Below are 22,359 nucleotides of genomic sequence, written 5' to 3'. Positions count from 1 at the left end.
GGGAGGCATTCGATCCGGTCGATCTCGCCGCGTCGTTGGCCCGGGCGCGCATGGAGCTCGGCCTTGCCGTCAATGGCCGCGCGTCGGCCGTCGAACGCGGGCTGGTCGAGGCGCTGCAGCAGCGTTACCCGGATGACCCGGACGACCCCGAGCAGCTGCAGGCCGGGCACGCCGCATACGCCGATGCGATGGCGGCGCTGGCCGAGGTGTATCCCGACGACGTCGACGTGCAGGCGCTTGCCGCGGACGCGCTCGTCAACCTCACGGCCTGGGCGCTGTGGGACATCAGGACAGGTGACCCGGCGCCTGGTTCGCGGGTGGTGGAGGCCAAGCGGATCCTCGATGACGAGCTGGCCACCGCCGCCGGAAGCGCCCATCCGGGTGTGCTGCATCTATATCTGCACACCATGGAGATGTCGGCCACGCCGCAGGACGCGCTGCCTGCGGCGGATCTGTTACGCAATCTGGTGCCCGACGCCGGCCATCTGCGGCACATGCCGAGCCATATCGACGTGTTGTGCGGCAACTACCGCGACTCGGTGGTGTCGAATCTGTCTGCCGTGCAAGTCGATCGACGATTCGTCGAACGCGAAGGCCCATTGAACTTCTACTCGCTGTACCGCGCACACAACCTGCATTTCGTGGTGTATTCGGCGATGTTCGAAGGCAGTTCGCAGATCGCGCTCGACGCCGCGGCCGAGCTCACCGGCCAGCTCACCCCCGAGCTGCTGGCCATTGAATCTCCGCCAATGGCCGACTGGCTGGAAGCCTTCGTGCCCTTGCGAATTCACGTGCTCGTCCGGTTCGGTCGGTGGGACGAATTGATCGCCGAGACGCTGCCCGCCAATCTCGAACTGTATTGCAGCACCGCGGCGACTGTGCACTACGGCCGCGGTATCGCGCACGCCGCCAAGGGACAGCTGTCGCAGGCGCATGCCGAGCGGCAGGCGTTCACCGAGGCCTACGCCCGCATCCCCGATTCGCGGTACCTGTTCAACAACACGGTCCGCGACATCCTCGCGATCGGCGCCGAGATGCTCGACGGTGAAATCGCCTACCGGGAAGAGCAATTCGACGACGCGTTCGCCCATCTACGGAGGGCGATCGAACTCGACGATTCGCTCCCCTACGACGAGCCGTGGGGGTGGATGAGCCCGACCCGGCACGCCCTCGGCGCGTTGTTGCTCGAGCAGGACCACGTCGAAGAGGCCGCCGCGGTGTACGCCGCCGATCTGGGCCTTGATCCCACGCTGAGCCGGGCCTGCCAGCACCCCAACAACGTCTGGAGCCTGCACGGTTATCACGAATGCCTGCAGCGCCTCGGCCGCGCCGACGAGGCGAACATCATCGGCCAGCAACTTTCCCTCGCCAGGGCACGAGCCGATGTGCCGATCGTGGCGTCGTGCGCATGCCGGCTTGAAGTCGCCGAGCACTGAGGCTGCGTAGACTCCGGCCTGTGGCGATCATCGACGAGGACCTCGAACGTCTGGGCCGCTGCGTCGAACTTGCGCGGGCAGCGCTGGACGCAGGCGACGAACCATTCGGTTCAATCCTGGTAGACCGCGACGGCGCGACGGTTTACGAGGACCGCAACCGCGTCAAAGACGGCGACCACACCCGGCACCCGGAATTCGCAATCGTTCAGTGGGCCGTCGACAATCTGTCGCCAGAAGAACGGGCCGGCGCGACGGTCTACACCTCCGGTGAGCATTGCCCAATGTGCTCGGCCGGCCATGCCTGGGTCGGCTTGGGCCGCATCGTCTTCGCCGCGTCCTCAGAGCAGTTGACCCAGTGGCTCGCTGAGTGGGGATCGCCGCCACCCCCGGTCGCGCCGCTGCCGATCACCACGGTCGCGCCCCGTGTCGCGGTCGACGGCCCGTCGCCGGAGTTCGAAGACGCCATGAAAGCCCTGTACGAGGCGAAGTTTCGGGCATGAGCGAACCGGCCTGGGTCCAGCATGCGATCTGGTGGCAGATCTACCCGCTGGGCTTCGTCGGCGCGTACCCGGCCGATCCGCCGCCCACCGCCGACGAACACCGGCTGCGCCGGATCGTCGAATGGCTCGACCACGCCATCGAACTCGGCGCGTCCGGCATTGCGCTCGGCCCGATCTTCGCATCGCGCACCCACGGCTACGACACCACCGACCATTACCGCATAGACCCGAGGCTTGGCGACGATGCGGATTTCGACCACCTGATCGGACAAGCCCGAAGCCGCGGCCTGCGAGTGCTGCTCGACGGGGTCTTCAACCATGTCGGCGCGGACTTCGCGCGCACGGAGTGGTTCCGCAAGCGCGGCAATACCTTTGACACCTTTGAGGGACACGGCGAGCTGATCGCCCTCAACCACGACGACCCCGACGTCGTTTCCTACACCGTCGACGTGATGGCGCATTGGCTGCGCCGCGGCGCCGACGGATGGCGCCTGGACGCGGCGTACGCGGTGCGCGACCGGTTCTGGGCACAGGTGCTCCCCCGGGTGCGACAGGAATTCCCAGACGCGTGGTTTGTCGGCGAGGTCATCCACGGCGACTATCCGGCCCACGTTCGCGACGCGCGCTTCGACTCGGTGACGCAGTACGAACTGTGGAAAGCGATCTGGAGCAGCCTCAACGACGGCAACTTCCACGAACTTGACTGGGCGCTGGTGCGGCACAACGAGTTTCTCGACGCATTCAACCCCATGACCTTCGTCGGCAATCACGATGTCACCCGGATCGCCAGCAAGCTGGAGAACGCCCGCCACCTTGAGCACGCGCTCGTCATCCTGCTGACGGTCGGTGGCTCCCCCAGCGTGTACGCGGGCGACGAGTTCGCCTACCGCGGCATCAAAGAGGAGCGCTTCGGCGGTGACGACGCAGTACGACCCGAGTTCACCTCTTCTGTGAAAGTCGACGAGGGCGGCCACGATGTGTTCCGGCTGCACCAGTACCTCATCGGGCTGCGTCGACGGAATCCATGGCTGCACACCGCGCGCACCTCACCCCTGCACCTGACCAATCGCCAGTACGTCTACCAAACCCGTAGCGGGTCCGACGTACTGCTGGTTGCGCTCAACCTCGGCGACGAGCCGATGCCAATATCCTTGTCCGAACTTGGCTTCGGTGAGGGACAGATCGTCGCGGGGTCAGGGGCGCCACCGCCTGATGCGCTCAGCCGGGCTGAGATCGAGCCGCACGGCTGGCTGATCATCGCGCCGCGGTGACCATCACCCCAGCAGGTCGACGGTGACCGGGTCCTGTTCGCCGCCGTAGAACTTTTCCAGCACCGCGTTAAAGTCCGCGTTGTCGTCGGTGGCGTGCGCGAACAGGGTCATCGACGAGCGGACCTTGAGATTGTCGGGCCAGCCGAAGATGTCGTCGGCCGAGCGGCCGTCAATGGCCGCAACCAACCGCGCGCACTCCCTCAAGCGAGGCCCGAGGATGTCATGCGCCAGATACGCTCGGGCCTCCTCCAGCGACGCGATGCCGTACCGCACCGCGGTCGGGCTGTGCCCCAATCCACGCAGCTGTGGAAAGACGAACCAGATCCAATGGCTGCGTTTGGCGCCATTGCGGAGCTCGCCGATCACGGTGTCGTAGACGCGGTCCTGCGCATCGAGAAAGCGCCGCAGGTCATATCGATCTGCGTCATTCGGTGGCAACGATTTGTCCACAGTCATATCGCTAGCAAGTTTCGCAAGCTAGTGTTCGGGATTCAATGACGACGATCAGCGAACCGGAAACTCCGATTCAGCCGGAGCCGGCACCGAAGCCAAGAAGCCTGCGACGCCGCGCGCTGTCCCGTATCAGCATCCAGTCCAAGCTGCTGGTGATGTTGCTGGTGACCAGCGTCCTCTCGGCGGCCGTAGTGGGTTTCATCGGCTACCAGTCCGGACGGACTTCGCTGCGCGCCGCCGTGTTCGACCAGTTGACGGAGATCCGCGCGGCGCAGACCCGGCAACTCGAGGCCCAGATCTCGGACCTCAAGGACTCGCTGATCATCTACACGCGCGGATCAACCGCCATCGGAGCCATCGAGGCGTTCGCACCGGCATTCGACCAACTCAACACCGCCACCATCAGCCCGCCGCAATGGCAGTCGATCGTCGACTATTACAACAAGCAATTCGCCACCTCCGAGCAGAATCAGAACGGCGACCAAGTCGACGTCAGTGCGCTATTGCCGACGTCGAACGCACAGAAATACCTGCAGGCGCATTACACCGCGCCGTTCAACGACTGGGACAAGGCGATCAAATTCGACGACGCCCGCGACGGCAGCGCCTGGTCGGCCGCGAACGCCCAGTACAACGACTTCTTCCGCGAGATCGTCACGCGGTTCGAATTCGAGGATGCGCTGCTGCTCGACACCCGTGGCAACGTCGTCTACACCGCCTATAAGGGCGTCGACCTGGGCACCAACATTCTCACTGGTCCTTATCGCGAGGGTGAACTGCGAAACGCTTACCAGAAGGCGTTGGCTTCCAACGTCGTCAACTACGTCGGTGTCACCGATTTCAGCGACTACCAGCCCGCCGATGAACCCACCGCCTGGCTGGTATCTCCGGTCGGGCCGCAGAGCCGGGTGGAAGGCGTTCTGGCGCTGCAATTCCCGATATCGAAGATCAACCGGCTGATGACGGCAGACAGACAGTGGGAAGCCGCAGGCATGGGCAAGACCGGCGAAACGTTTCTGGTCGGTCCCGACGACTTGATGCGGTCGGACTCGCGGTTGTTCCTCGAGAACCCCGAGCAGTTCAAGCGAGATGTGGTCGACGCAGGCACACCGCCGGACGTCGCTGATCAGTCAATCAGCCAGGGCGGCACCACGTTGGTGCAACCGGTGGCATCCGAGGCGTCGCGCCAGGCGCAACGTGGCCAGACCGGCACCCTGATCGAACGTGACTACCTCGGCCACGAGACGCTGCAGGCGTACGCACCCGGCCAGCTGGTCGGGCTGCACTGGTCGATCATCGCCAAGGTCGACACCGCCGAGGCATTCGCCCCCGTCGCGGCGTTCACAAGGACACTCGTGTTGTCCACTGTCGTCATCATTTTCGTGGTGTGCATCGCCGCGATGCTGTTGGCGCGTTTGTTCGTCCGGCCGATCCGCAGGCTCGAAGCCGGTGCCCAACAAATCAGCGCCGGAGACTACAACATCACGTTGCCTGTGCAGTCTCGAGACGAATTCGGCGATCTGACAGTTGCATTCAACGATATGAGCCGCAACCTCGCGATCAAGGAGGAACTTCTCACCGAGCAGCGTCGAGAGAACGACCGCCTGATGTTGTCATTGATGCCAGAGCCGGTGGTGCAGCGCTACCGTGAGGGCGAGGAGACCATCGCGCAGGACCACCAGAACGTCACGGTGGTCTTCGCCGATACCGTGGGCCTGGATGAGCTTGCCACCGAACTGAGCTCCGACGAACTATTGGCGATAGTGAATAAGCTGACTCGCCAATTCGACGCCGCCGCAGAGAATCTGGGCGTCGAACAGGTGCGTACCCTGCACAACGGGTACCTCGCCAGCTGCGGGCTGAGCGTCCCGCGTCTGGACAACGTGCGGCGCACCGTCGACTTCGCGATCGAAATGCAGCGCATCGTCGACCGGTTCAATGCCGAAACCGGCCACGACCTCAAGTTGCGTGCCGGCATCGACACCGGCACCGTGAGCAGCGGGCTCGTCGGGCGCGCGACGCTCGCCTACGACATGTGGGGATCGGCGGTCAATCTGGCCTATCAGGTGCAGAGCGGCTCGCCACAGCCGGGCGTGTACGTCACGTCAGCTGTCTACGAGGCGATGCGGGACAACCGCAACTTCACCTCCGTCGGTGTCATCACGGTCGACGATGAAGAACAACCGATCTGGCGCCTCACGGAGCGGCAACCGTGAGCAGCGTGCTTGACGCGCCGTGGTTCTACTGGGCCATCGGGGTAGCCATCGGCTTCCCCATCGCACTGGTCGCACTCACCGAGCTACAGAACGCATTGCGCCGCCGGGGCAGCTCGCTGGCGCGCCCGGTCCATCTGCTGCGCACCTATATCCTGCCGCTTGGCGCCCTGCTCATTCTGCTGGTGCAGGCGATGCAGGTGTCCGGCGAGGCCACGCCGGTGCGCATCGTGGCCACGGTATTCGGGTTTGTCGTCCTGGTCCTGCTGCTGTCGGGTCTTAACGCCACGCTGTTTCAGGGCGCACCGGAAGGCACGTGGCGCAAGCGAATTCCGTCGATCTTCCTCGACGTCGCGCGCTTCGCACTGATCGCCATCGGCGTCGGCCTGATCTTCGCCTACATATGGGGTGCGCACGTCGGCGGGCTGTTCACCGCGCTCGGTGTTTCGTCGATCGTGCTCGGCCTGATCCTGCAGAACTCCGTCGGACAGATCATCTCCGGCCTGCTGGTGCTTTTCGAGCAGCCGTTCCAACTCGGCGACTGGATCGAAACCCCGTCGGCGCGCGGCCGGGTGGTAGAAGTCAATTGGCGTGCAACGCATATCGACACCGGCGGCGGACTGCAGATCATGCCGAACTCGGTGCTGGCGGCCGCGTCGTTCACGAACTTCAGCAGGCCGCCTGGCGCGCACTCCCTCACCGTCACCACGCTGTTCTCGCTCGACGACCCGCCCGATGACGTGTGCGCGATGCTGAACCGGGTAGCCGGCGCGCTGCCGCAACTGCGGCCCGACGCTGCGCCGTCAAGCGTGGCCGCCGGCGGCCTCCAGTACCACACATCGATCCCATTGCGATCGCCTGCCGACGACTTCGCCACCAAATCGATGTTCCTGCGCTGGATCTGGTACGCGTCGCGGCGCGCAGGACTGCACCTCGACGAAGCCGAGGACGACTTCGCCACACCGGAACGAATCCAGGAGTCGCTGCGGATCGTCGCCCCGACGCTGCGGTTGAACCAGGCCGATCAGGAGCATCTGCTCCCCCAGGTCCGCCTCGCCAGGTATGGCACCGATGAGTACATCCAGTTCGCCGGTCAGGTACCCAAGCGGATGTCGTTCGTGGTCAATGGCCGCGTGCGGCTGGTGGTGACTGGCGACGAGGGTTCGGTCATTCCGGTGCGTACTCTCGAGCAGGGCGATTTCCTTGGGCAGACCGCGCTCACCCGAGAACCCGTCTCCGCGTCGGCCTATGCGCTCGACGAGGTGACCGTATTGCAGGTGGAACGTGAACACATCGAGCAATTGGTCGAGCGGAAGCCGTTGCTGCTACAGGACATCGGGCACGCCATCGAGGAACGGCGGGCAGACCTCCGTCGCGCATTGGCCGCTACGGGCGACTAGGCGGTGGGCACGATGAAGCGGCATATGCCCCGCCCCCGTGAGCTGGGCCCGCTGCTGCAGTTCCGAAAGCCGCGGCTGAACCTCACGACCCGGCGGCTGGACGCGGCATTGACCATCGAGGATCTGCGCCGAATTGCCAAGCGCCGCACTCCGAAAGCGGCGTTCGACTACACCGACGGCGCAGCCGAAGACGAGCTGTCGCTGGGCCGTGCCAGGCAGGCGTTCCGCGACATCGAGTTTCACCCGACCATCCTGCGGGACGTCGCGAAGGTGGACACCGGCGCCGACGTGCTTGGCGACCGGGTGGCACTACCGTTCGGCATCGCGCCGACGGGCTTCACCCGGCTCATGCACACCGAAGGTGAGATCGCGGGCGCTCACGCCGCGGCACGGGCGGGAATTCCGTTTTGTCTGTCGACACTGGGAACCACGTCGATCGAGGATGTCAAGACCGCTAACCCGCACGGCCGCAACTGGTTTCAGCTGTACATGTGGAAGGACCGAGACCGGTCGATGGCACTGGTGGAGCGTGCCGCGGCGGCCGGCTACGACACGCTGCTGGTCACGGTCGACGTTCCTGTCGCTGGCGCACGGCTGCGCGACACCCGCAACGGAATGTCGATACCGCCGGCGCTGACGCTGCGGACCGTCCTTGACGCGGTCCCGCGCCCGCGCTGGTGGTTCGACCTGCTGACCACTGAACCGCTGTCATTCGCCTCGCTGGACCGCTGGCCCGGAACGGTTGCCGAGTACCTGGACACCATGTTCGATCCGACCGTCACCTTCGACGACCTGGCCTGGATCAAGGCTCAGTGGCCGAACAAGTTGGTGGTCAAGGGAATTCAGACGCTTGAGGATGCCAGAGCGGTGGTCGATCTGGGCGTCGACGGCATCGTGCTGTCCAACCACGGCGGCCGCCAACTCGACCGTGCACCCGTCCCTTTCCACCTGCTGCCGACGGTTGCACGTGAGCTCGGCCAGGACACGGAGGTTTTGCTGGACACCGGGATCATGTCGGGCGCGGACGTAGTGGCCGCGATAGCGCTAGGCGCACGGTTCACGCTGGTTGGCCGGGCCTACCTGTACGGGTTGATGGCAGGCGGCGAGGCGGGTGTGGACCGGGCCATCGCAATCCTGTCGTCGCAGGTCAGCCGCACGATGCGACTGCTCGGTGTCACCAGTATGGACGAGTTGACGCCGCACCACGTGACACAGCTGCACCGCTTCCGGCGCGTCGCACCGAGCCCCGACGCCTAGTCCCATCTGTCACTCCATTCGCAGAGGTCACAGCGCATAACCGGGATATCTGAGTCCGCGCCGAGTCGCAATCGTTAGCCAACCGCGACCGCGCCACGCTGCGTTGCGCCACCACTGTTGCCCGCTGGGCCTGTTTCATTACGCACGAAAGCAACGGCAATAGCTTTTGTGGCATGTGAGGAAAGGTGGGTTGGTTGCCGTTATGAAGTTCATAAAGAAATGCCGAGGTTCGGCAAGGACACTGTTGCGTCGGCTGGCGGTGGGCGCCGTTGCGGCGGCGACACTTCCCGGGCTGATCGGCGTCGTCGGGGGTTCGGCGACTGCTGGTGCGTTTTCCCGGCCGGGACTGCCCGTCGAGTATCTGGATGTGTTTTCGGCTGCGATGAACCGCAACATAAAGATTCAGTTCCAGGGCGGCGGACCGCACGCCGTGTATCTGCTCGATGGTCTGCGCGCCCAGGACGATTACAACGGCTGGGACATCAATACGCCGGCATTCGAGTGGTACTACGGCTCGGGGCTGTCACTGGTGATGCCGGTGGGTGGCCAGTCGAGTTTCTACACCGACTGGTATCAGCCGTCGCGGGGCAACGGCCAGGACTACACCTACAAGTGGGAGACGTTCCTGACGCAGGAACTCCCCGCGTGGCTGGAAGCCAATAAGGGTGTGTCGCAGAACGGCAACGCCGTGGTCGGCATCTCGATGGCCGGCAGCACGGCGATGACGTACTCGATCTACCACCCGCAGAAGTTCATCTACGCCGCGTCGCTGTCGGGGTTCTTGAACCCGTCGGAGGGCTGGTGGCCGATGCTGATCGGGCTGGCGATGAACGATGCCGGCGGCTACAACGCCGAGAGCATGTGGGGCCCGTCGTCCGACCCGGCGTGGAAGCGCAACGATCCGATGGTCAACATGGCCCAACTGGTGGCCAACAACACGCGGATCTGGGTCTACTGCGGCACCGGCACGCCGTCGGAACTCGACACGGGTACCTCCGGCGGGAACCTGATGGCCGCGCAGTTCCTCGAGGGGTTCACGTTGCGGACCAACGTCACGTTCCGTGACAACTACATCGCGGCGGGCGGAAGCAACGGGGTGTTCAACTTCCCGCCGCAGGGCACGCACAGCTGGGGCTACTGGGGCCAGCAGGTTCAGCAGATGCTGCCCGATGTCCAACGGGTTCTGGGGGCTCAGGCCTCCGCCTAGCGACCACCCACAACCAGGGAGCCTGCCGTTACCCCCGAACGGCAGGCTCCCTGCTGTGCGGGGGGCATTTTGTCTGCGCGTTGGGGCGCGGACATTTTAGGTGTCGGGCCATTTCGCGAGATCTACACCAGGGTCGTGATTCGAGTCCGATCCGCAGCCCTGGTGTTGATCTCGCGAAAACGTCCCCGCCGTACGCGCAGAGTGAACACGGTCGTTGGCCGGGAACAAACCCATATCCCCGAGGGTTGAGTCGATTCGACTGAACTTTGGAGGATTCATGGCTGAAGCCAATGCGAAGACGAGTGCTGTGCCCGTCCTTTTCCATAGCGAATCGATCGTGCTGCCGGGCATGGTGGTGCCGATCGAGCTCGACGACGCCGCGCGCGCCGCTGTCGACGCTGCCAGGGCCAGCGAGTCAGGCAAGCTGCTGATTGCGCCGCGCCTGGAAGATCGCTATCCGTCCTACGGCGTGCTGGCCTCGATCGTGCAGGTCGGCCGGGTCGCAGGTGGCAGCGGCACCGCCGCGGTCGTTCGCGGCGAGGGCCGTGCCCATATCGGAGCCGGAGCCAGCGGGCCCGGGGCTGCGCTTTGGGTCGAGGTGACCGAGGTCGAGGAAAACCCGGTGTCCGAGGCGACGACCGCGCTGGCCGCCGAGTACAAGAAGCTGCTGCTGGCGTACCTGCAGCGGCGGGAGGCCTGGCAGATCGTCGACTTCGTCAACCAGCTGACCGACCCGTCGGCGGTGGCCGACATGGCCGGTTACGCGTCGTACCTGACCCAGGTGCAGAAGCGTCAGCTGCTCGAGACACCCGATGTCGCCGAGCGGCTGCGAGTGTTGATCGACTGGACCAGCGACCACCTCGCCGAGGTGGAGGTCAACGACAAGATCGCCGAAGACGTCCGTGAAGGCATGGAGAAGACGCAGAAGGAATTCCTGCTGCGCCAGCAGCTCGCCGCGATCCGCAAGGAGCTCGGCGAGGGCGAGCCCGACGGATCCGACGACTATCGCGCCCGCATCGAGGCCGCCGATCTGCCGGAGAAGGTCCGCGAAGCGGCGCTGCGCGAGGTCGGCAAGCTGGAGCGGTCCAGCGAGCAGAGCCCGGAGGGCGGCTGGATCCGCACCTGGCTGGACACCGTGCTGGACCTGCCGTGGAACGCCCGCACCGAGGACTCCACGGACTTGAAGGCGGCGCGCGACATTCTCGACGCAGACCACCACGGGCTTGAGGACGTCAAGGATCGCATCGTCGAGTACCTGGCCGTGCGGGCACGCCGCGCCCAGCGCGGGATGGCCGTGGTCGGCGGGCGTGGCTCCGGCGCCGTGATGGTGCTCGCCGGTCCGCCCGGCGTCGGCAAGACGTCGCTTGGCGAGAGCGTGGCCCGTGCGTTGGGCCGCAAGTTCGTTCGCGTGGCCCTCGGTGGTGTGCGCGACGAGGCCGAGATCCGCGGACACCGGCGGACCTACGTCGGCGCATTGCCGGGCCGCATCGTGCGTGCCATCGGCGAAGCGGGATCGATGAATCCCGTTGTGCTGCTTGACGAGATCGACAAGGTCGGCTCCGATTACCGAGGTGACCCATCGGCCGCCTTGCTCGAGGTGCTCGACCCGGCGCAGAACCACACGTTCCGCGACCACTACCTCGATCTCGACCTGGACCTGTCCGATGTGGTCTTCCTGGCTACCGCCAACGTCATCGAGAACATTCCGTCGGCACTGCTGGACCGCATGGAGCTGGTTCAGATCGACGGCTACACCGAAGACGACAAGGTCGCCATCGCGCGCGACTTCCTGTTACCGCGTCAGCGGGACAGGGCGGCGCTGACCTCCGACGAGGTGACGGTCACCGAAGACGCACTGCGCAAGATCGCGGCCGACTACACCCGCGAGCCCGGGGTGCGGCAGTTCGAGCGGCTACTGGCCAAGGCGCTGCGAAAGGCAACAACAAAACTAGCCGAAGTTGGCGACAACATTGCGTTGACCAGCCTCATCATCGACGAGCCGGATCTCGTTGACTACCTTGGCCGTCCGCGGTTCATGCCGGAGTCCGCCGAGCGGACGGCGGTGCCGGGCGTGGCCACCGGTTTGGCGGTGACGGGCCTTGGCGGCGATGTGCTCTACATCGAGGCAGGGGCGACCGACGGCGATGCCGGGCTACAACTGACCGGTCAGCTGGGCGACGTGATGAAGGAGTCGGCGCAGATCGCGCTGTCCTACGTCCGCTCGCATGCGTCGGAGCTCGGCGTCGACCCGAAGGCACTGGACCGTCGCATCCACGTGCACGTGCCAGCGGGCGCGGTTCCGAAGGACGGCCCGTCGGCCGGTGTGACGATGGTGACCGCACTGGTCTCGATGGCCACCGGACGTCAGGTGCGCTCCGACGTCGGCATGACCGGCGAGGTGACGTTGAACGGCCGGGTGCTGCCCATCGGCGGGGTCAAGCAAAAGCTGCTGGCCGCTCAACGGGCAGGCCTGTCAACGGTTTTCATCCCGCAGCGCAACGAGGCGGACCTGGACGATGTCCCGGCAAACGTGCTCGAGTCGCTGGACGTGAAGCCGATGACCGACGTCGCGGAGATCGTCGCGCTGGCATTGGCGCCTGCCGAAGAAGCCGCCACCGTCGCGGCCTGAGCGCTGGCCGCAAAGTTGCACTCAGGGTCGTGATTCGGCAACGGTCACGACCCTGAGTGCAAAAGCAGCGAATGCGGGTCCTACTCCGCTGTGAGATTCGTGCTCGACGTGAACCTGCCTGACGACTCGGATGTGCGAGCCGAGGTCAGCAGGATCCTGCGCTACTGGGGCGGCGCGATGAAGGACTTCGACGCCATCGAGCCCGGAGACAAGCAAGACATCTACGACTCCGCTTACAACCGGGTCGGGTCATGGACGGTCAGCGCCGACGCGGATTGAATGTCGGTCGCGCACGTTAACGTGCTCGCATGGCCTACGACGAAGACTTGGCCGACCGGATTCGCGAACTCATCGCAACCGAGCGCGGCGTCGACGAGAAGCGGATGTTCGGCGGGCTGGCTTTCCTGATCAACGGCAACATGTCGGTGGCCGTCAGCGGCCGCGGCGGTCTGATGGTGCGGGTGCCGCCCGATGAGACCGCCAAGCAGCTGGCACGCGACCACGTCGAACCGATGGTGATGGCCGGCCGTGAAACCCGGGGCTGGCTGCTAGTCGCCGCGGATGGCCTGAAGACGAAACGGCAGCTTCAGTCCTGGGTCACCCGCGGCGTCGACTACGCGAAAGGCCTAAAGCCTAAGTAGCGGTCAGCTCTTCGGGCGCCACACGCCGAACCGGTTGCCGTGTGGGTCCTGCAGGTGGGCGAATTCGAGTGCGCCGTTGTCGGTGAACGGAACCACCACCTTCGCGCCGAGGCCTTCCGCCTTGTCGATGGCGGCCTTCACGTCGTCCACCTGGACGTAGAAGATCGCCCACGACGCGCCGCCCATCTCCGCGGTGTCCCAGACACCGCCCTTGTCCCCGTCGACCATCCCGTACCCGTTCGACGGGTCGTCGATCTTCCAGTCGAACAGCTGCCCATAGAAGGCTTTCGTCGCACCCGCGTCGGGTGTGCCGATCTCGAAGTAGTTCACAACATTGGACATTGGTGTCTCCCTCACTTGACGGCCTTGCCAGGTCGTTTATAGACGCACCCACCGACACGTTTTCTCGTCGCGCAGCCGGGTACGCAGGAACAAATGGCGGATTCATCGAAGGAGCTGGTCCGACGCCTTCTGCAGCAGGCAGGCACCACCTATGCACAGGAGGCGGGCATCCGGCTGAAGGACCAGCCGATGCCGCTATTTCAGCTGCTGACACTGTGCATGCTGGCCAGCAAGCCGATCGACGCGACGATCGCGACGCGCGCCGCACACGAGCTGTTCCGTGCCGGCCTACGCACACCGCACGCCGTGCTGAAGGCCGACCGCGCCACCATGATCCGGGCGTTCGGCCGCGCCCACTACGTCCGCTACGACGAAAGCTCGGCGATCAGGCTGGCCGACATCGCCGCAGCGGTTCGCGACGAGTACGGCGGGGATCTGCGCAAGCTTTCCACTGGCGACGTCAAGTCGACCTCGCGTCTCCTCAAGCAGTTCAACGGAATTGGCGACACCGGCGCCGACATTTTCCTGCGCGAGATCCAGGATGTCTGGACGTGGGTTCGGCCGTACTTCGACAAGCGCGCGATCGGCGCAGCGCGACAGCTCGACCTACCCGCGACCCCTGACAAGCTCGGCGCTCTCGCGCCACGCGACAACGCGAGACTGGCCGCCGCACTGGTCAGGGTCTCGCTCGATGACGAGTTGCGCGACGAGGTGTCGTCGACATGATCCGCATCGGCACATCGGGATGGTCATACGACCACTGGGCAGACGTGCTGTACCGGCCGGGGTTACCGGTGGCCAAGCGGCTGGCCCGCTACGTCGAGGAGTTCGACACCGTCGAGCTCAACGCAAGCTTCTACCGGTGGCCCAAGGACGCCACCTTCGCGGGGTGGCGGGAGCGGCTACCCGCAGGGTTCACCATGTCGGTGAAGGCGCATCGCGGGCTGACCCATTATCGGCGGCTCGGCACACCCGAACCTTGGGTCGAGAGATTCGAGCGGTGCTGGGCCGCACTCGGCGACCGCCGTGAGGCGCTACTGGTACAGGTGCATCCGGCGATGGAACGCGACGATGCGCGGCTGGATCACTTCTTGACCGTGATGCCCGACTGGATTCCGGTGGCCATGGAACTGCGCCACCCGTCCTGGGACGACCCCGCCGTCTACGCCATGCTGGAGCGACACCACGCCGCTTACGTGGTCATGAGCGGCGCCAAGGTGGCGACGATTCCGCGTGCCACCGCCGATCTGGTGTACGTGCGGATGCACGGACCCGACCAGGACTCGATGTATCACGGCTCTTATCCCGCCAAAGAGTTGCGCCAGTGGGCCGATCGGGCGGCCGAATGGCATGCAGAAGGCCGGCGGGTTCTCGTCTACTTCAACAACGATCTCGGCGGGCACGCGATCCACAATGCGCGAAAGCTCAAGGAGCTGCTGTCAGCGCGGGTCGGCTGAAGCGCAACCCGGGTGCGAGTACGCTCAGCAGACATGACAACGTCGTCTACATTCGCCATCGTCGGTGGCGGCCTCGCTGGCGCCAAGGCCGCAGAAGCATTGCGGGACAAGGATTTCGACGGCCACATCGTGTTGTTCGCCGCGGAGGAGCACCTGCCCTACGAACGTCCACCGCTGTCGAAAGAGTTCATGGCCGACAAGAAGGAGCTCGGCGACTTCACCGTCGCCGCGTCGGCCTGGTATCGCGATCACCACATCGAATTGCAGCTGGGCACCGAGGTGTCGGCCGTCGACCCCCGCGCCCACACCCTGTCGATGCCCGACGGCACCACCGTGCGCTACGACAAGCTGCTGCTGGCCACCGGCTCGCAATCGCGCCGGCCTCCCATTCCCGGCTCCGACGCCAAGAACGTGCACTATCTACGCACCATCGATGACGCCGCAGCTCTGCGCGCGTCACTGGTCGAGGGATCGTCTCTTGCGGTCGTCGGCGCCGGCTGGATCGGCCTCGAAGTCGCCGCTGGCGCCCGGGAGCACGGCGTGGCCGTCACTGTCGTCGAGGCCACCGACGTCCCGCTGCAGACGGCGCTCGGCCACGAGGTCGGTGCGGTCTTCGCGCGCCTGCACCGCGACCACGGTGTCGACCTCCGACTCGGCGCGACAGTCGACGAGATCACGACGTCCGACGGCAAAGCGACCGGATTGAAACTGGGCGACGGCTCCACCGTCGGCGCCGACCACGTGCTCGTCGCGGTGGGTGCATCACCGAACACGGCTCTCGCCGAGCACGCCGGGCTGGCCACCGGCAACGGTGGCGTACTGGTCGACTCCTCACTGCGCACCAGCGACCCGGACATCTTCGCCGTCGGCGACATCGCTGCCGCCGAACATCCTTTGTTCGGCGTGCGCATCCGCACCGAACACTGGGCGAATGCGCTGAAACAGCCCGCCGTCGCTGCGGACGGAATGCTGGGCAAGCCTGGCGAATACACCGAACTCCCCTACTTCTTCACCGATCAATACGACCTCGGAATGGAGTACGTCGGACACGCACCCGACTATGACCGGGTGGTGTTCCGCGGTGACGTGGACGGCCGGGAGTTCGTGGTGTTCTGGCTTGACCGCGACAACCGGGTACTCGCCGGGATGAACGTCAACATCTGGGAAGGGCTCGACGACATCAAATCGCTGATCCGCTCCCGCAACCCAGTTGACCCGGACCGACTTGCCGACCCGCAGCAGTCATTGAGCGAATTGGGTTCCGGTTGATCTCTCGACCTACGGCTGCGGTACTGGGCGTCGCGTTCCTGGCCGCCGGCTGTTCGGGACAGCGGGTGGTCAACACCGGCGAACCGCGTGTGCATCCCGAAACGCCCGCCGCGTCGGCTGCCCCGTCGCCGCCGCCGAGCAATGTCCACCTCGTTGACGCCTTCGAGTACGTCGCACACGTAAACGGCAGCGCGGGCTACTACTTCACCACTCCAAGCGGCAAATGGAGATGCGCAATCTTCCCGCGTGCCAAGGCCGGATGCCAGTCGGCGAACAGCTGGGCTTCCGGCCTTGGCGTCGACGGCGAACCGGATGCAGTGAACGCGATCGTTGTCGAGCGCGAGGGCGACCCACGCTTCGTGTCGCTCGAGCAACCCGAGTTCGCGCTTGACCCCGGTCCCGCGAACACGCTGCCGTTCAACAGGATCTTGGCGGCTGCCGGATTCCGCTGCAACGTGCAGGAATCCGGGGTGTCCTGCTTGAGCGAGTTCACCAGCAAGGGCTTCACCTTCTCCGCGGAGGGGTACACGCTGCAGTACACCGATGTTCCCCCCGCAGCGCCCTAGCTGATGACGCCGTGGGTCAGCGACCGGTAGAACCACAACGAGTAGCCCACGACGACGGCCGCGCAGGCGATCAGCCACCACGGCGACATCGGCGCCACCCAGTTCGCCGTCCACGGCACCAGCGAGGCGATCAACCAGCCGGCAAAGCTTCCGCTGCCGGTCTTCATCGTGATCACGAGGAACACACCGATCTGCGCCAGGTATCCGCCGATCCAGACGAGTAGCACGGTCGCGGACGGGTCTGCGGTGTCCACTCCCATGAACACCGCGATGACGAACGCCGGGGCGATCGCCAGCACACACCACAGCCCCAGCAGCAGCCCAACGGTCCGCAAGCCCACGGGTTTACCGTAGCGCGGGTTCCTTCTGCGGTTCGGCCTCATCGTCGAGCGGGTCAACCTGCTCGCCGCGCAATACCTTCCGCATCCGGTCAGCGTCGAGCTGGCCTTCCCACCGGGCCACCACCAACGTCGCGACGCAGTTGCCCAGCAGGTTGACCGACACCCGCATCGAGTCCATGATCCGGTCGGCACCCAGCAGCAGCGCGACCGCCGCCACCGGGATCGCCCCGTGCCCGATTGCCGCAACCGTCGCCGACAGCGCCAGGAACGACGAACCGGGCACCCCCGCCATGCCCTTCGACGTCAGCATCAACACCAACACAGCGGTGATCTGCTCGCCCAGGCTCAGATCCACACCAAGGGCCTGCGCCAGGAACAACACGCAGATCGACAGGTACAGCGTCGCGCCGTCCAGGTTGAACGAGTACCCGGTGGGTACGACCAAACCCGTTGTGGTGCGCGAACACCCGGCGTTGATCAACTTCGCCATGACGCGCGGCAGCACCACTTCGGTGGAGGCGGTACCCAAGGCCAGGAACAGCTCATCCTTGATGTAGATGACGAATCGCCAGAGGCTGACCCCGGCGAGGAATCGCGCGATGGCCGCGAGGATCAGGATGAACATCGCCGCCCCGACATAGCAGGCGGCGATCAGCTTGGCGTAGCTGCCCAGCGACGCGATGCCGTACTGGCCGATGATGTAGGCCATCGCACCGAACGCGGCCACCGGTGCCAGCCGCATGATCCAGCCGATGATGGTGAAGAAGATATCGCTGAGGTGCTCGATGAACTCGAAGATCACCGGCGGGCCGTGCTCACCGAACTTCGCCAGCGCCAGGCCGAACAGCACCGCGAAGAACAACACCTGCAGCAGCATGTTCTCGGCGAATGCGGAGATCACCGACGTCGGAATGATGTTGAGAAGGAACTCGACGGTGTGCGGCAGCTCCCCTTCCCCGGTTTTCTTGGCCACCGCCTCGGCGCCGGTCGCCAGCGTCTGTGGGTCGATGTTGAAGCCCGCGCCCGGCTTGACGAGGTTGCCGATCACCAAGCCGAACAGCAGCGCGAAGGTGGTCACCACCTCGAAGTAGATCAGCGCCTTGATCCCGATCCGGCCGACCGACTTCAGGTCGCCGACGTGGGCGATGCCGATCACCACCGTGCAGAAGATGATCGGCGCGATCAGCATCTTGATCAGCTTGATGAAGCCGTCGGCCAGTGGTTTGAGGTCGGCGCCGAAGCCGGGCCACAACCAGCCGACGGCGATGCCTGCGACGATCGCGATCAGCAGCTGGACGAACAGCGAGGAGTACCACCGCTTGGGCGGGGCTTCGGTGGCCTCGGGTATGGCAACGTCTGTCATTGGCAACACGTAAGCGACACGATGTGTCGTAACGATGAGGACCATGTAACCGCGCTGCTACACCAGGCGCAGGAGGCGGGAGTGAATGAAGATCGAGTCGGGTCAGGTCGCCGTGGTCACGGGTGGCACCAGCGGCATCGGGTTCGCGCTTGCGGAGGAGTTGGTGGGTCGCGGCGTCGACGTGATGATCGCCGACATCCGTGAGGACGCGATCCCCATCGCCGTCGACGCCCTGTCCGGGCGCCCTGGACGGGTCGCGGGCGTGCGGGCTGACGTCAGCGTCGACGCCGACGTGGACGCGCTGGCCGACGAAACGGTCGAACGGTTCGGTCGCATCGACCTGGTGTGCAACAACGCGGGCGTCGTGTGTGAGCAATCACCGGTCTGGGAACAGCGGCTCGAGACGTGGCGGTGGCTGATCGACGTCAAGCTGATGGGCGTTGTACACGGGGTGCGGACGTTCTCGCCGATGTTCATCGCCCAGGGCTCGGGCCACTTCCTGAACACCGCGTCCGCCGGTGGCCTGATGCCGCTGCCGACGCTGGCACCCTACAACGCGACCATGCATGCGGTCGTCGGGTTGACGGAAACATTGAACGCCGAATTGCGCGCTATCTCAGCGGATTTAGGGGCAACCGTGCTGTGTCCCGGATTGGTTGACACCGCGCTTGGCACGAATTCGGCGTCATTGGTGCCTGCGGGAGCCGCGACGACCGCCGCCGGCAGAATGCCGGAGGGCGCGATGAAACCCGCGATGGTCGCGGAAGCGGCGATCGAGGCCATCGAAGCGGGGCGGGTGCACGCCATCGTCGGTCCGGGCACCGAAACCGTTGTACGGCAACGGGTGGGCGGGCTGCTGGCCGACCTCGGTTAGCGGCGCGGCTACCGCAGGGTCGCGGTGCCGTCGGCGTTCACATGCACCTTCGCTCCTGCGATGTCGTCGCGCACCGTGACCTCGGCTTCCGATGGATCGGTGATCAGTGCGAGCGCCCGCGAGTCGTCGGGCGTGCGGACCGCGAGGAACACCTTCTCTGGGCTTCCGGTCCGGCCGAACGGCGTGGTCCACGACTCGACTGTGCCGACCCCAGACCATTCCACAACCGCAGCGCGCGTCGGTTCGCGGTCGACGATGGATTGGACGTCCTCCCAGCGGAATTCATGCGTTGGCGGCTCAGTGCCGTATACGCCGAAGCTGTGCTTGGTGAGATAGCCGCCGTTGGCTGTGATCAAGCCGCGCTGGCCGGGGTTGGCGACCAGCCGCTCGGCCATCGTCGCGATGGAGTGGCTGACGTAGTTGTTCCATGGACCGCCGGCGAAAGTCAGCCCTCCTGTGACGGTGAGCGGTCGGCCAGGATCGCCGACTGGCAGGCCCAGCTCATTGGCGGCCACCTGCACCGCAGACGGGAAGCACGAGTAGATATCGATCAGTTCGACATCGTCAAGGCCTACGCCGGCGAGCTCCAGCACCCGCTTGCCGGCGATCCGGATCGCAGGCGACCGATGGAACTCGGCACGCTCACCGATCGCGTAGGTGTCATGAGAGTCGGTTCCCGCGTATGGGAAAACCCAACGTTCAGAAGGGATCTGAAGATAGGTGGCCTTGTCCGCCGACGCGAGGATCAGGGCGGCGCCCTGATCGACCATGTTGTTGGAATTCATCAGCTTGGTGTAGGGCCAGCTGATCATCCGGTTCTTCGGCCCCGGCTGCCAGATCTGCTCGGCTGGCAACGGGTCTCGGCTCCAGGCGTGCGGGTTCTTCGCGGCCACTGCGCTGAACTGCGACCACAGCTCGCCGATGAAGCGTCGGTGCTCGTCGGAGGTCTCCCCCTTCGCGATGCGCAACGCCTGCTCGAACATCGGATACACGTAGGCGGGCCGGTCCAGGTGGATTCGGATTTCGGCAGGCCCCGCCATCGGCACGCCTTCGTCGGCGCCGTCGGCCATCGGCACCGAGTCATCCTGTTTCGTCCAGTCGGGTTTGGCGCCGCCGGCACGCAATCGTGTTCGGGTGCGCCATGTTTCGGCGCCTGCGATCATGACCACGTCGGCGCGCCCGGCCTGGATGTCCAGGCAGGCCTGGTTGACCAGTGATTGCGGAACGTTGCCGCCGATGCCGGTGTAGCGGGTGGCGGCGTCTTTGGCGCGGATGCGCCCAGCGAGCAGCAGGCCGGGGTCGCGATAGCGCCAGGACAACAGATTGACCACCCGCACGAAGTCGACGGCCTCGAGGACTCGTGGGTCGGCGGCGGCGCGGGCCGCGGCCACCATCAGGTCGACAGGTTCGACGCCGGGATGATCGTCGTGTTGATTCACCTGGCCGTAGCCGATGAGCACCGGTGTCCGAGGGTCGATATTGCTCAAGATGGTCTCCGGTCGTGTGTGAACAAGACTCCCTCGGCGATCAGGCGGTCGATCTCCTCGGGGCCCATGGCGAGGACCTTCTGGCATACCTCGCGGGTGTGCTGGCCGGGCATCGGCGCCGGCCGAAACTCGGCAGGCGGAATGTTGGTGAACGGTGCGGGCCCGGTCTCACTGGGCATCGGCGCGTCGAAGAGCGGATGCGTCATGTCGGTGAACAGCTTTCGGAACCTGACCTGTGGGTCGGCCAGCACGTCGACGGCCCGGTTCATCGGCGCGGCGGGCACACCGGCGCGCTGGAGGATGTCCGTGACGGCGGATTTGTCTTGCGTGGCCGTCCACTGCGACACCACAGCGATGAGGTCCGCGCGGTCGTGCGGAAGTTCGTCGGAGCCCATCGCAGCTGCGAGGTTGGCACGGTCGTCGTCGGAGCGCAACGAGATGACGCACCATTCGTCCTCACCCGCACACGGATACACCGCATGCAGGGCGGTGTCATCGGCCAACGGTAGCCGTGCGGCGCGGGCGGCTTCGGCGACGTAGGCGGTGGCAAGCTGGTTCATGGCGGCTTCCGCTTGGGAAATGTGCACGTGTGCACTGGTTCCTGTGCCGTCGCGACCGATCAGCGCGGCGAGTGCGGCGATCGCGGTGATCCGTGCGACGACATGGTCAGGGAAGATCGTGGTGGCATCATAGAAACTGCCGTCTTCGGCGTCCTCTGAGGTCCACAGGCGGGTGACGCCGGTGGTCGCGCGCACCAGCGGGCCGTAGCCCATCCGCGCGCTCCACGGGCCTGCCGCCCCGAACGCGCTGCTTTCCGCAAGCACGATCCTCGGATTGATCTCCCGCAACCGCTCGAACGAAAACCCAAGAGAAGCAAGGGTTCCCGGCTTGAAGTTCGCAAAGACCGCGTCGGCACCGGCCACCAGGCGGCCAAATATCTCTGCGCCGGCGGGCTGGCGCAAATCGAGGCCGAGGCTGTAGGAGTTGCGATGCGTCAATGCCCACGACCTGCTCATCGCCTGGCCTGGTGGCGTTTGGCGAAGGCCGTCGGGGTACGCCGCGCTCTCGATCTTGATGACCTCGGCACCCAGGTCGGCGAACAACCGGCCAAGCTCGCCGCCGGCAACGATGACACCGAGGTCGAGGATGCGCAGTCCCTCGAAGGGCCGTTGGTGAGCCAAAGCATCCTCGACGGTAGCCGGGGCGGATCGTGCTCTGGCCCAGGATGGTTCGTCGGCGCCTGCCGACTGCGCGGTGCGCTGGAAACCGGCACGGTGGCCGTCGACCACGAACGGCCCCACGGGCACGGTGACGCATGCGCCATTCACGATTTCCGCATCGGTCAAAGCGCCGACGGCGTGAAAATGCTCGGATGTCAACGCTTCGGCCGGCGTGAGCACCGCCGCAATCGGCACTCCTCGCGCTTGCCCGTCGGCCACCAAGGCGGCCATCGTCTGCGGGGCGAAAAATTCGGCGATGATGGCGTTGAGTTCTCGTGATGCGCCATAGCGCGCTGCGATCGTGTCGTAGCGCGGGTCGGCGAACTGCTCGGGCTCACCAAGCCATGCCCTCATACCGCGCCATTGGCGTGCCGACAGCAGACAGATCCGGACGTAACCGTCCTTGCAACCAAAGATCGGATATATGTGCTGA

At 65.4% G+C, this 22,359-nt stretch carries 21 protein-coding genes; 15 read left to right on the top strand and 6 right to left on the bottom strand.

The window, feature by feature from the left end:
• The 3 genes from VFH65_RS13655 to VFH65_RS13645 form a co-directional block, all read left to right on the top strand.
• On the top strand, nucleotides 1–1,436 hold a 1,436-nt coding region (locus VFH65_RS13655), incomplete at its 5' end, for a hypothetical protein (RefSeq protein ID WP_353322222.1).
• Between the two features lie 20 nt (nucleotides 1,437–1,456).
• Nucleotides 1,457–1,936 (top strand): nucleoside deaminase, encoded by a 480-nt coding sequence (locus tag VFH65_RS13650; RefSeq protein ID WP_353322221.1) that lies wholly within the window; start codon nucleotides 1,457–1,459, stop codon nucleotides 1,934–1,936.
• Nucleotides 1,933–3,207 (top strand): alpha-amylase family protein, encoded by a 1,275-nt coding sequence (locus tag VFH65_RS13645; protein ID WP_353322220.1) that lies wholly within the window; start codon nucleotides 1,933–1,935, stop codon nucleotides 3,205–3,207. The genes VFH65_RS13650 and VFH65_RS13645 overlap by 4 nt, the downstream gene beginning before the upstream one ends.
• A gap of 3 nt (nucleotides 3,208–3,210) precedes the next feature.
• Here the strand turns inward: VFH65_RS13645 and VFH65_RS13640 are convergent, their stop codons facing one another.
• Entirely contained in the window at nucleotides 3,211–3,657 is a 447-nt protein-coding gene (locus VFH65_RS13640) for a DUF1810 domain-containing protein (protein WP_353322219.1), read from the bottom strand.
• A gap of 44 nt (nucleotides 3,658–3,701) precedes the next feature.
• On the opposite strand from VFH65_RS13640, the gene VFH65_RS13635 reads away from it, so the two are divergent.
• The 7 genes from VFH65_RS13635 to VFH65_RS13605 all read left to right on the top strand — a co-directional run bounded on the left by VFH65_RS13635 (nucleotide 3,702) and on the right by VFH65_RS13605 (nucleotide 13,007).
• Nucleotides 3,702–5,876 carry an adenylate/guanylate cyclase domain-containing protein gene (locus tag VFH65_RS13635; protein ID WP_353322218.1) on the top strand — a complete coding sequence of 725 codons (2,175 nt, stop codon included), beginning with the start codon at nucleotides 3,702–3,704 and terminating at the stop codon, nucleotides 5,874–5,876.
• Complete coding sequence (locus VFH65_RS13630) at nucleotides 5,873–7,273, top strand: mechanosensitive ion channel family protein (protein ID WP_353322217.1); 1,401 nt, start codon at nucleotides 5,873–5,875, stop codon at nucleotides 7,271–7,273. Before VFH65_RS13635 ends, VFH65_RS13630 begins: the two co-directional genes overlap by 4 nt.
• A 12-nt stretch (nucleotides 7,274–7,285) precedes the next feature.
• Complete coding sequence (locus VFH65_RS13625) at nucleotides 7,286–8,530, top strand: alpha-hydroxy acid oxidase (protein WP_353322216.1); 1,245 nt, start codon at nucleotides 7,286–7,288, stop codon at nucleotides 8,528–8,530.
• A gap of 202 nt (nucleotides 8,531–8,732) precedes the next feature.
• Nucleotides 8,733–9,737 carry an esterase family protein gene (locus VFH65_RS13620; protein ID WP_353322215.1) on the top strand — a complete coding sequence of 335 codons (1,005 nt, stop codon included), beginning with the start codon at nucleotides 8,733–8,735 and terminating at the stop codon, nucleotides 9,735–9,737.
• 277 nt (nucleotides 9,738–10,014) lie between these two features.
• Nucleotides 10,015–12,366 carry an endopeptidase La gene (lon, locus tag VFH65_RS13615; protein ID WP_353322214.1) on the top strand — a complete coding sequence of 784 codons (2,352 nt, stop codon included), beginning with the start codon at nucleotides 10,015–10,017 and terminating at the stop codon, nucleotides 12,364–12,366.
• Nucleotides 12,367–12,465: 99 nt separating this feature from the next.
• On the top strand, nucleotides 12,466–12,645 hold the full coding sequence (locus tag VFH65_RS13610; RefSeq protein WP_353322213.1) for a hypothetical protein: 180 nt from the start codon (nucleotides 12,466–12,468) through the stop codon (nucleotides 12,643–12,645).
• A gap of 29 nt (nucleotides 12,646–12,674) precedes the next feature.
• Nucleotides 12,675–13,007 carry a TfoX/Sxy family protein gene (locus VFH65_RS13605; RefSeq protein ID WP_353322212.1) on the top strand — a complete coding sequence of 111 codons (333 nt, stop codon included), beginning with the start codon at nucleotides 12,675–12,677 and terminating at the stop codon, nucleotides 13,005–13,007.
• 3 nt (nucleotides 13,008–13,010) lie between these two features.
• On the opposite strand, the gene VFH65_RS13600 is transcribed toward VFH65_RS13605, so the two are convergent.
• The gene (locus tag VFH65_RS13600; protein ID WP_353322211.1) at nucleotides 13,011–13,349 is read right to left on the bottom strand and encodes a VOC family protein; all 339 of its coding nucleotides are present in this window, start codon (nucleotides 13,347–13,349) and stop codon (nucleotides 13,011–13,013) included.
• A 93-nt stretch (nucleotides 13,350–13,442) separates the two neighbouring features.
• Here VFH65_RS13600 and VFH65_RS13595 point away from each other — a divergent pair, with 93 nt between their 5' ends.
• The 4 genes from VFH65_RS13595 to VFH65_RS13580 are packed head-to-tail and all read left to right on the top strand — an operon-like array spanning nucleotide 13,443 to nucleotide 16,641.
• Nucleotides 13,443–14,075 (top strand): endonuclease, encoded by a 633-nt coding sequence (locus VFH65_RS13595; protein WP_353322210.1) that lies wholly within the window; start codon nucleotides 13,443–13,445, stop codon nucleotides 14,073–14,075.
• Nucleotides 14,072–14,806 carry a DUF72 domain-containing protein gene (locus VFH65_RS13590; protein WP_353322209.1) on the top strand — a complete coding sequence of 245 codons (735 nt, stop codon included), beginning with the start codon at nucleotides 14,072–14,074 and terminating at the stop codon, nucleotides 14,804–14,806. The genes VFH65_RS13595 and VFH65_RS13590 overlap by 4 nt, the downstream gene beginning before the upstream one ends.
• A 33-nt stretch (nucleotides 14,807–14,839) precedes the next feature.
• The gene (locus VFH65_RS13585) at nucleotides 14,840–16,075 is read left to right on the top strand and encodes an NAD(P)/FAD-dependent oxidoreductase (RefSeq protein WP_353322208.1); all 1,236 of its coding nucleotides are present in this window, start codon (nucleotides 14,840–14,842) and stop codon (nucleotides 16,073–16,075) included.
• A complete protein-coding gene (locus tag VFH65_RS13580) occupies nucleotides 16,075–16,641 on the top strand; it encodes a hypothetical protein (protein ID WP_414688408.1) in 567 nt (188 codons plus the stop codon). The genes VFH65_RS13585 and VFH65_RS13580 overlap by 1 nt, the downstream gene beginning before the upstream one ends.
• Here VFH65_RS13580 and VFH65_RS13575 read toward each other — a convergent pair.
• Together VFH65_RS13575 and dctA are read right to left on the bottom strand one after the other, a co-directional pair.
• Nucleotides 16,638–16,982, bottom strand: a complete 345-nt coding sequence (locus VFH65_RS13575) for a hypothetical protein (RefSeq protein WP_353322206.1) — start codon at nucleotides 16,980–16,982, stop codon at nucleotides 16,638–16,640. The two genes, VFH65_RS13580 and VFH65_RS13575, sit on opposite strands and share 4 nt — an antisense overlap.
• A gap of 4 nt (nucleotides 16,983–16,986) precedes the next feature.
• The gene (dctA, locus tag VFH65_RS13570; RefSeq protein ID WP_353322205.1) at nucleotides 16,987–18,345 is read right to left on the bottom strand and encodes a C4-dicarboxylate transporter DctA; all 1,359 of its coding nucleotides are present in this window, start codon (nucleotides 18,343–18,345) and stop codon (nucleotides 16,987–16,989) included.
• Between the two features lie 85 nt (nucleotides 18,346–18,430).
• Here dctA and VFH65_RS13565 point away from each other — a divergent pair, with 85 nt between their 5' ends.
• Nucleotides 18,431–19,219 (top strand): SDR family NAD(P)-dependent oxidoreductase, encoded by a 789-nt coding sequence (locus VFH65_RS13565; RefSeq protein WP_353322204.1) that lies wholly within the window; start codon nucleotides 18,431–18,433, stop codon nucleotides 19,217–19,219.
• Nucleotides 19,220–19,227: 8 nt separating this feature from the next.
• On the opposite strand, the gene VFH65_RS13560 is transcribed toward VFH65_RS13565, so the two are convergent.
• A complete protein-coding gene (locus VFH65_RS13560) occupies nucleotides 19,228–20,697 on the bottom strand; it encodes an acetyl-CoA acetyltransferase (RefSeq protein WP_353322223.1) in 1,470 nt (489 codons plus the stop codon).
• A 5-nt stretch (nucleotides 20,698–20,702) separates the two neighbouring features.
• Nucleotides 20,703–22,359 (bottom strand): CaiB/BaiF CoA-transferase family protein (locus tag VFH65_RS13555; RefSeq protein WP_353322203.1); only part of this gene is annotated, 1,657 nt, incomplete at its 5' end.

It is taken from the genome of Mycobacterium sp. (assembly GCF_035697385.1).
Taxonomy (GTDB): Bacteria; Actinomycetota; Actinomycetes; order Mycobacteriales; family Mycobacteriaceae; genus Mycobacterium.
The sequence above is the reverse complement of the archived record's forward strand: the minus strand, read 5'-3'. Positions and strand labels throughout refer to the sequence as shown.